The 7,491-nt window shown below is 60.2% G+C and carries 8 protein-coding genes; 7 read left to right on the top strand and 1 reads right to left on the bottom strand.

Annotated features, from left to right (window positions below):
- The first annotated feature begins 326 nt into the window (after positions 1–326).
- From ACWKWM_RS24925 to ACWKWM_RS24900, 6 genes are all read left to right on the top strand, one after another.
- Complete coding sequence (locus tag ACWKWM_RS24925; protein WP_483848667.1) at positions 327–986, top strand: amino acid ABC transporter permease; 660 nt, start codon at positions 327–329, stop codon at positions 984–986.
- Positions 983–1,654, top strand: a complete 672-nt coding sequence (locus ACWKWM_RS24920; RefSeq protein WP_483848666.1) for an amino acid ABC transporter permease — start codon at positions 983–985, stop codon at positions 1,652–1,654. Before ACWKWM_RS24925 ends, ACWKWM_RS24920 begins: the two co-directional genes overlap by 4 nt.
- A gap of 63 nt (positions 1,655–1,717) precedes the next feature.
- A complete protein-coding gene (locus tag ACWKWM_RS24915) occupies positions 1,718–2,554 on the top strand; it encodes an amino acid ABC transporter ATP-binding protein (RefSeq protein WP_483848665.1) in 837 nt (278 codons plus the stop codon).
- A gap of 25 nt (positions 2,555–2,579) precedes the next feature.
- Complete coding sequence (hutC, locus tag ACWKWM_RS24910; protein WP_483848664.1) at positions 2,580–3,317, top strand: histidine utilization transcriptional repressor HutC; 738 nt, start codon at positions 2,580–2,582, stop codon at positions 3,315–3,317.
- Between the two features lie 104 nt (positions 3,318–3,421).
- Complete coding sequence (locus tag ACWKWM_RS24905; protein ID WP_483848663.1) at positions 3,422–3,736, top strand: hypothetical protein; 315 nt, start codon at positions 3,422–3,424, stop codon at positions 3,734–3,736.
- 281 nt (positions 3,737–4,017) lie between these two features.
- On the top strand, positions 4,018–5,343 hold the full coding sequence (locus ACWKWM_RS24900) for an MFS transporter (RefSeq protein WP_483848682.1): 1,326 nt from the start codon (positions 4,018–4,020) through the stop codon (positions 5,341–5,343).
- Between the two features lie 137 nt (positions 5,344–5,480).
- Here the strand turns inward: ACWKWM_RS24900 and ACWKWM_RS24895 are convergent, their stop codons facing one another.
- Complete coding sequence (locus ACWKWM_RS24895) at positions 5,481–6,428, bottom strand: AraC family transcriptional regulator (protein WP_483848681.1); 948 nt, start codon at positions 6,426–6,428, stop codon at positions 5,481–5,483.
- 185 nt (positions 6,429–6,613) lie between these two features.
- Here ACWKWM_RS24895 and ACWKWM_RS24890 point away from each other — a divergent pair, with 185 nt between their 5' ends.
- Positions 6,614–7,444: an oxidoreductase gene (locus ACWKWM_RS24890; RefSeq protein WP_483848680.1), complete on the top strand. Its 831-nt coding sequence runs from the start codon at positions 6,614–6,616 to the stop codon at positions 7,442–7,444.
- The last annotated feature ends 47 nt before the right edge of the window (positions 7,445–7,491 follow it).

Raw genomic sequence — 7,491 nt, 5'->3', positions numbered from 1 at the left:
CAGAATTGAGGCGTACGCAAACCCTGTGGGAGATAACTTGTTGGCGAGCCTTGCGCCGCGGTGTGTCAGGCACACCGCCTCGCGAACAAGTTCGCTCCTACAGAATTGAGGCGTACGCAAACCCTGTGGGAGATAACTTGTTGGCGAGCCTTGCGCCGCGGTGTGTCAGGCACACCGCCTCGCGAACAAGTTCGCTCCTGCAGAATTGAGGCGTACGCAAACCCTGTAGGAGCTGCCGAAGGCTGCGATTGCGGTTTACCTGACACACCGCAGTCGCAGCCTTCGGCAGCTCCTACAGGGGACCGCGTTGTTTTTGGAGTCACTGGATGTTCGATTGGGCCTTATTGCAACAAAACGCGCCGCTATTGCTCGACGCGCTGTGGGTAACGCTGCAAGTGTCGATTGCCGCGCTGGCCATCGGCTTTGTCATCGGCATCGTAGTCGGCAGCCTGCGCTTGTCGCCGGTGCCGTTGTTTCGGCGTCTGGGTGGCGCTTACATTTTCGTGTTCCGCGGCATTCCGCTGCTGGTCCAACTGCTGTTCATTTATTACTTCCTGCCGCGTATCGGCCTGCCCAATGTCTCGCCTACCGTGGCGGCGATCATCGGCTTGTCGCTGGCGGCCGGGGCCTACACCGCTGAAATCCTGCGCGGTGGTTTTCTCGCGATTCCCGGTGGTCAACTGGAAGCCGCAGGCCTGCTGGGCATGAGCGACAGCCAAATGCTGATGCGCATCCGCGTACCACAAGCCGTGCGCCTGACGCTGCCGGCGCTGGTCAATGAAATGATCCTGCTGATCAAGGCCTCATCCCTGGTGTCGGTGGTCGGCCTGGCTGACCTGACCCGCACCGCGCAGAACCTTGCCGCCAGCGACTATATGTTCGTTCAGGACTACCTGATGCTGGCCGGCTTCTATTGCCTGATCAACATCCCCTTGGCGTTCTTCGGCGGTGTTCTGGAACGTCGGTTGAAGGAGTTCGGCGCGTGATCTTCGACCCGAAAATCATCACTGAGCACTGGGCCGACATCGGTTCGGGTTTCCTCGTCACCCTCGGCACCTGGAGCAGCGGCGTGGTGCTGGGCCTGGCGCTGGGCATGCTGATTGCTGTCGCCCAGGTGTTCGGCAACAACTTCATCCGCGCGCCACTTCGGGTGTTTATCGAACTGATCCGCAGCACGCCGTTTCTGGTGCAGCTATTTCTGGTGTATTACGGCGGCCCGGCGTTCGGTCTGAGCCTGGACCCGATTCCCGCCGGGATCATTGGCTTGGGTGTCTACGGCAGCGTGTATTTCGCCGAAATCTTTCGCACCGGTTTCGAGTCGGTGGCACGGGGTCAACTCGAAGCGGCCGATTGCCTGGGCATCACTCGCATGCAGTGCATCCTGCGCATTCAGGTGCCGCAGATGCTGGTGATCATCTTGCCCGCGCTGATCAACATGATCACCGTGCTGTGCAAGGAAACCGCCGTGTTGTCGATCATCACCATCCCGGAACTGACCATGGTTCTGACCGGCATCGGCTCGGAAACCTTCGCCTTCGTCGAAACGCTGCTGATGCTGTGCATCGGTTATCTGATTCTTGTGGAGTGCTGCTCGCGTCTGGGCATGCTGCTGGAAGTGCGGGTCGGCCGATTCATGAGCAAGCAGCCGCGATGAACAGTTTCCTCATTCCCAGCGGCGCTGTGCCCCAACGCCACACGCCAGAAACAAGGTGAAACCATGAACACTTCCGCAGCCCTGCCTGGCGATGCAACGCCCATCGTCACCCTGAACAAGGTCGGCAAAAGCTTCGGCGCCCTGCGCGTGCTCAAGGGCATCGACATGACCGTGCAACGCTCAGAGGTGGTGTGCCTGATCGGCCCGTCCGGGTCGGGCAAAAGCACCTTGCTGCGCAGCATGGCGTTTCTTGAGGAATACGACGAAGGCACGATCCATATCGAAGGCCAGTTGCTGGGCTGGATCGACACCGACAAAGGCCGGAAACGCGCGCCGCAATCACAGATCAACCAGACGCGGCGCAACGTCGGCATGGTCTTTCAGCAGTTCAATCTGTGGCCGCACATGACGGCACTGGGCAATGTGTGTGAAGCGCTGCGCCAGGTGCGCAAGTTGTCGGCGGATGAGGCGAGAAAGCGCGGCATGGCGATGCTCGACAAGGTCGGCTTGGCGCACAAGGCCGATGCCTATCCGGCGCAGCTTTCCGGCGGTCAGCAACAGCGTGTGGCGATTGCCCGGGCGCTGGCCATGGAGCCGCACATCATGTTGTTCGACGAGCCGACGTCGGCGCTGGACCCGGAGTTGGTGGGCGAGGTGCTGCAAGTGATGAAGACCCTGGCCAAAGAAGGCATGACCATGGTCGTCGTCACTCACGAAATGGGCTTTGCCGCGCAGGTGGCCGATTCGGTGATCTTCCTTGATCAGGGCGAGGTGGTCGCGCGCGGGACACCGCAGCAGATCTTCCACAACGCCGAGCACCCGCGCTTGCAGCAGTTCTTGCAGAACTACCTGGACCGCAATGCCTTCTGGCAGGACAACAAAGAAGCGAGCCGGATATGAACGCTTCAGGGCGCGGGAGCTGCTGATGGAAAAGTCGGCGCCGCAGGCTCTGTACCGGCAGGCCAAGGACTACGTGCACGGCAAGCTGATGTCCGGCGAATGGAAAGCAGGCGATTTGATCCCGTCCGAGAATCGCCTGGTGCTGGAGCTGGGCATGTCGCGCATGACCGTCAACCGCGCGCTGCGTGAGTTGACCGAAGAAGGCCGGCTGTTGCGGGTTTCAGGCGTTGGCACTTTTGTCGCCGAGAGCAAGCCGCAATCGAACCTGCTGCGCATCAGCAACATCGCCGACGAGATCATCGCCCGTGGCCATCGCTATCACTGCAAGGTGTTGCAGGTCGGGCGTGAGGCGGCGTCGATGCCGATCGCCTCGGCGTTATCTCTGCCAACGGGCGCTTCGGTGTTTCATCTGTTGTGCGTGCATTACGAAGAAGGCGTCGCGGTGCAACTGGAGGACCGTTACGTCAATCCGCAGATGGCGCCTGAGTTTCTGCACCAGACTTTCGGCGACACGCTGCAATCGGCTGCTTATCTGCTGGACATCATCCGCCCGGATGAAATGGAGCACATCGTCGAAGCCAGTCATCCCAGCAGCGACGAGCGCAGACATTTGCAGATCGACGCCGACGAACCCTGTCTGGTGCTGATGCGCCGCACCTGGAACAGCGGCAAGATCGTCACTTACGTGCGATTGGTTCATCCCTCTTCCCGCTATCGTCTGGGCAGTCGGATGCTGGTCAGCGGTGCTCATCGCTCAGGTTGAGCGGTGCCTGTTTTCAACCGGTCAGCAGATTGATCGAACGCCTGTGGTCCATCGCCCTCGATATCAGTAAGTCCTGTGAACAGGACATGACAGAAGAGGTGCATATGGATACCCAAGACAACCAGCAAACCACCGAACGTAACGATCCGGCGATTGACCCTGATACGCCAGATAACAACATGGGCCAGGACAAACAGCCGTCTCAGGATCAGTCCCAGGGCGGCAGCGCTCAGACGCAGTCGCCAGCCGAGAACAACCCTGCGCAAGGGAATCAATCTCAGGACAACAAAGAGGCCACATCTACCGATAACAGCTATACCCCGGACTTTGAGCCCGAGGAAGCTGAGTCGGCGGATGACACCAGCGAGCAAAAGCAGACCGGTGAGACGGATGCAGATATCGATACACCCGGGGGTTAAGGCCTGCACATATCTTCTGTGGGAGCCAACTTGTTGGCGAGACATTCGACGCGGTGTGTCAAACACGCCGCCTCGCGAACACGTTCGCTCCTACAGGGTTCTGCGTCATTCCCTGCATTTCCGATTGCATAGCACCCTAATTAACCGGCACGATCAGGTTCTTGTCTGCGCCCGCAGATTTCTCACGAATGCCTCTTCCCGGAGCGTTGTCGGTAATGGTCCAACCCACCCATGATTTGCCGCGGGCGAGCACAAAGCTCACGCCGCTGGAATTTCGCGGCATGGTCGCGATTCTGCTGTCCATTGCCCTCGCCACTCTCGACACCGCCATCGCCAACACCGCCCTCCCCGCCATCGCTGCGGACCTGAAAGCCTCGCCCGCTGCCTCAGTCTGGATCATCAACGCCTACCAGTTGGCGGCGGTCGCGACGTTGTTGCCGCTGGCGGCACTGGGCGGAGTGATCGGTCATCGCAAGGTGTATCTCGGCGGGCTGATTCTGTTTGTGGTGGCATCGGCGTTGTGCACGTTTTCCTGGTCTTTACCTACATTAACCATCGCTCGGGTTTTCCAGGGCCTGGGCGCCAGCGCGATCATGAGCGTGAATGCTGCGTTGATCAGCTCGATCTTTTCCTACGAACGCCTTGGGCGCGGCCTGGGCCTGAACGCCTTGGTAGTGGGCACCTCGTTCGCCGCGGGGCCGACCATCGCATCCTTGGTGCTGTCGGTCGCCAACTGGCCGTGGCTGTTCGCGATCAACCTGCCGATTGGCATCTTCGCCCTGGTGTTCGCCTGGAACTCTCTGCCCAAGACCAAGCCCGGCACGCTAACGTTCGACCGTATCACCGCCCTGCTCAACGTGGTCACCTTCGGCGCCTTGATTTTCGCCCTGAGCGAAGCGGCGCAATTAGGCTCGATGACCACGGTGCTGATCGCTATCGCGGTGTTTCTGGTGGGCGGCGCGCTGATGCTCAAGCGCGAGGCCGGGCATCCGGCGCCGATGTTCCCACTGGATTTACTCAAGCGACCGATGTTCGCGCTGTCAGCGTTGACAGCATTTTGCTCGTTCGCGACTCAAGGGCTGGCGTTTGTTTCGCTGCCGTTCTTTCTGGAAACCACGCTGGGACGCGATCCAGTGCAGACCGGGTTCTTGATGACGCCGTGGTCGGTGATCGTGGCGTTCATTGCGCCATTCGCAGGCCGTTTATCAGACCGTTACGCACCTGGCCTACTGGGCGGGATTGGACTGGCGATTCTGTGTGCAGGGATGATTTCTTTAGCAACGATGCCGGCAGATGCCAACGCCTGGGAGATCGGCGTGCGGATGATTCTCTGTGGGCTGGGTTTTGGATTTTTCCAGGCGCCGAACCAGAAAGCCCTGATGACCAGCGCTCCGAAAAATCGCGCCAGCGGCGCCAGTGGCACCATCGCCACCGCGCGCTTGATTGGGCAAGCGACCGGCGCTGCATTAGTGGCGTTGAGCTTCGGAATTTCCAGCGAGCATGGGCCGGTGGTGGCGTTGAGCATCGGTGCGTGTTTTGCGGCAGTGGGTAGCGTGGCCAGCGGGTTGCGGTTGGTGACGAAGAACACTGCAAATCAGCCGAGCTGAAATCACCTGTCATGATGAGTACGGTCCCCGTGGGAGCGGACGCGTCCGCGAAGAGTTCCTTGTAGCCGACACATGTCTAGCGTCTGACACACAGTATTCGCGGACAGGTCCGCTCCCACGAAGTCGCAAAACGCCGATCAATGCGAAGAAACATACTGCGAATTCACCTGCGCAGGCAGCGCGAATGAGCCCTGCAAGCGTGTCACTTCGTCAGTCGGCGTCCTGCCGAACAGCCTTTTGAATTCCCGACTGAACTGCGACGGGCTTTCGTAGCCTACTGCCGCGGACGCCACCGACGCGGTCATGCCGTTGCGCAGCATCAACAGCCGCGCCTGATGCAAGCGGGTGGACTTCACGTACTGCATGGGCGAGGTGTGAGTCACCGCTTTGAAATGCGCATGAAAGCGCGTGACGCTCATGTTGGCTTCTCGGGCCAGCTCGTCGACATCCAGCGCCTGGGCGAAGCTGCTATGAATCTTGCGGATGGCTTTCGATACCCGGCCAAACCGCCCTTGCTCCTCCAACGCGGCCCGCAGCGAACCGCCCTGCTCGCCCATGAGAATCCTGAAGTAGATTTCGCGCTCCAGCGCAGGACCCAACACCGCACATTCGACAGGTGATTTCAGCGCTTCGAGAAAGCGCAGCAGCGAGTCTTTGAGGCCATCGTCCATGGGCGATGAATACATACCTTTAGGCAAGTGCGATGCCTGCGGAGACTGCTCGTCCAGTTGCAGCATCAACTCGCCCAACAGCGCGAAGTCCAGATGAAAATACACCGCCAGCAACGGCTCGTCGCTGCTGGCATCGGTGGCCATGGTGAACGGTACCGGCACAGATACCACCAGGCATTGCTGTGCGTCATAGATGAAGGTTTCTTCGCCCCAATGGCCGATCTTCCGGCCCTGGCAAACCATCACAATGCCCGGGTCGTAAAGCACCGGCGCCCGTTCCAGTGGCCGGTTTGATCGCAGCAGTCGCACCTTTGGCAATGCTGTCACGGTATAGCCTTCCAGCGGGGCCAGCGCCTCAAGCAGCGTGATGATTCGCTGCTGGCGTTTGTCTCGAGTGGGGTGCAGATCTTTCATGGTCGATTCGCCAGATAGGAGCGCTACGCAACCCTGCACTGCTTGCCGAGAGAACACCAGCATTTGGGAAGAATAGGCAAACATGCGGCAGCTCTGCACCTTCGCGCTGCGGGCTCCGGCTTCTACCATGACCCCGTTCCCATCGACTTTCGTCGATGGCCATCAACATGAGTGAGGCAACCGAAATGAGTGACAAGAAAACCCTGTTCATCACCGGCGTCAGCAGCGGCTTTGGCCTGGCCTTGGCGCAACAGGCCTTGGCCGCCGGGCATGCGGTGATCGGCACCCTGCGTAACGCCGAGGCCTTGCAGGCCTTTGAAGCGCAATCACCCCACGCCCACGGCGTATTGCTGGATGTCACCGATTTTGCTGCCATTGACGCGGCGATCAACCGCGCCGACCAAAAGTTCGGTCCGGTGGATGTGCTGGTCAATAACGCCGGCTACGGCCACGAGGGCGTGTTCGAGGAATCGCCACTTGAGGAGATGCGTCGTCAGTTCGACGTCAATGTGTTCGGCGCCGTGGCGATCACCAAAGCCTTCGTGCCGTTGTTCCGCCAGCGTCGGCGCGGGCACATCATCAATATCACCTCCATGGGCGGCTATCTGACCATGCCAGGCATTGCCTACTACTGCGGCAGCAAGTTCGCGCTGGAGGGGATTTCCGAGACTTTGGGCAAGGAGCTGAAAGCATTCGGCGTGTTCGTCACGGCTGTGGCGCCCGGCTCATTTCGCACGGATTGGGCGGGCCGTTCGATGCAGCGCTCGCCCCGACAGATCGCCGATTACGACGCGCTGTTCGACCCGATCCGCCAGGCGCGGGAGGAGAAAAGCGGCAAGCAACTGGGCGATCCGGTCAAAGCGGCGCACGCCATGTTGCAACTGATCGCCAGCGAGAACCCGCCCGCGCATTTGTTGCTGGGCAGCGATGCACTGAAGCTGGTGCGCGAGAAGCTGGCGCAGCTGAGTGCGGAGATTGACCAGTGGGAAGCACTGACGCGGTCTACGGATGGGTGATAGGCGTGCTCATCCATGTGGGAGCGGACCGGGCGGCGTTCCGTATG

Source organism: Pseudomonas rosaeacicularis, assembly GCF_057128745.1.
The sequence above is the reverse complement of the archived record's forward strand: the minus strand, read 5'-3'. Positions and strand labels throughout refer to the sequence as shown.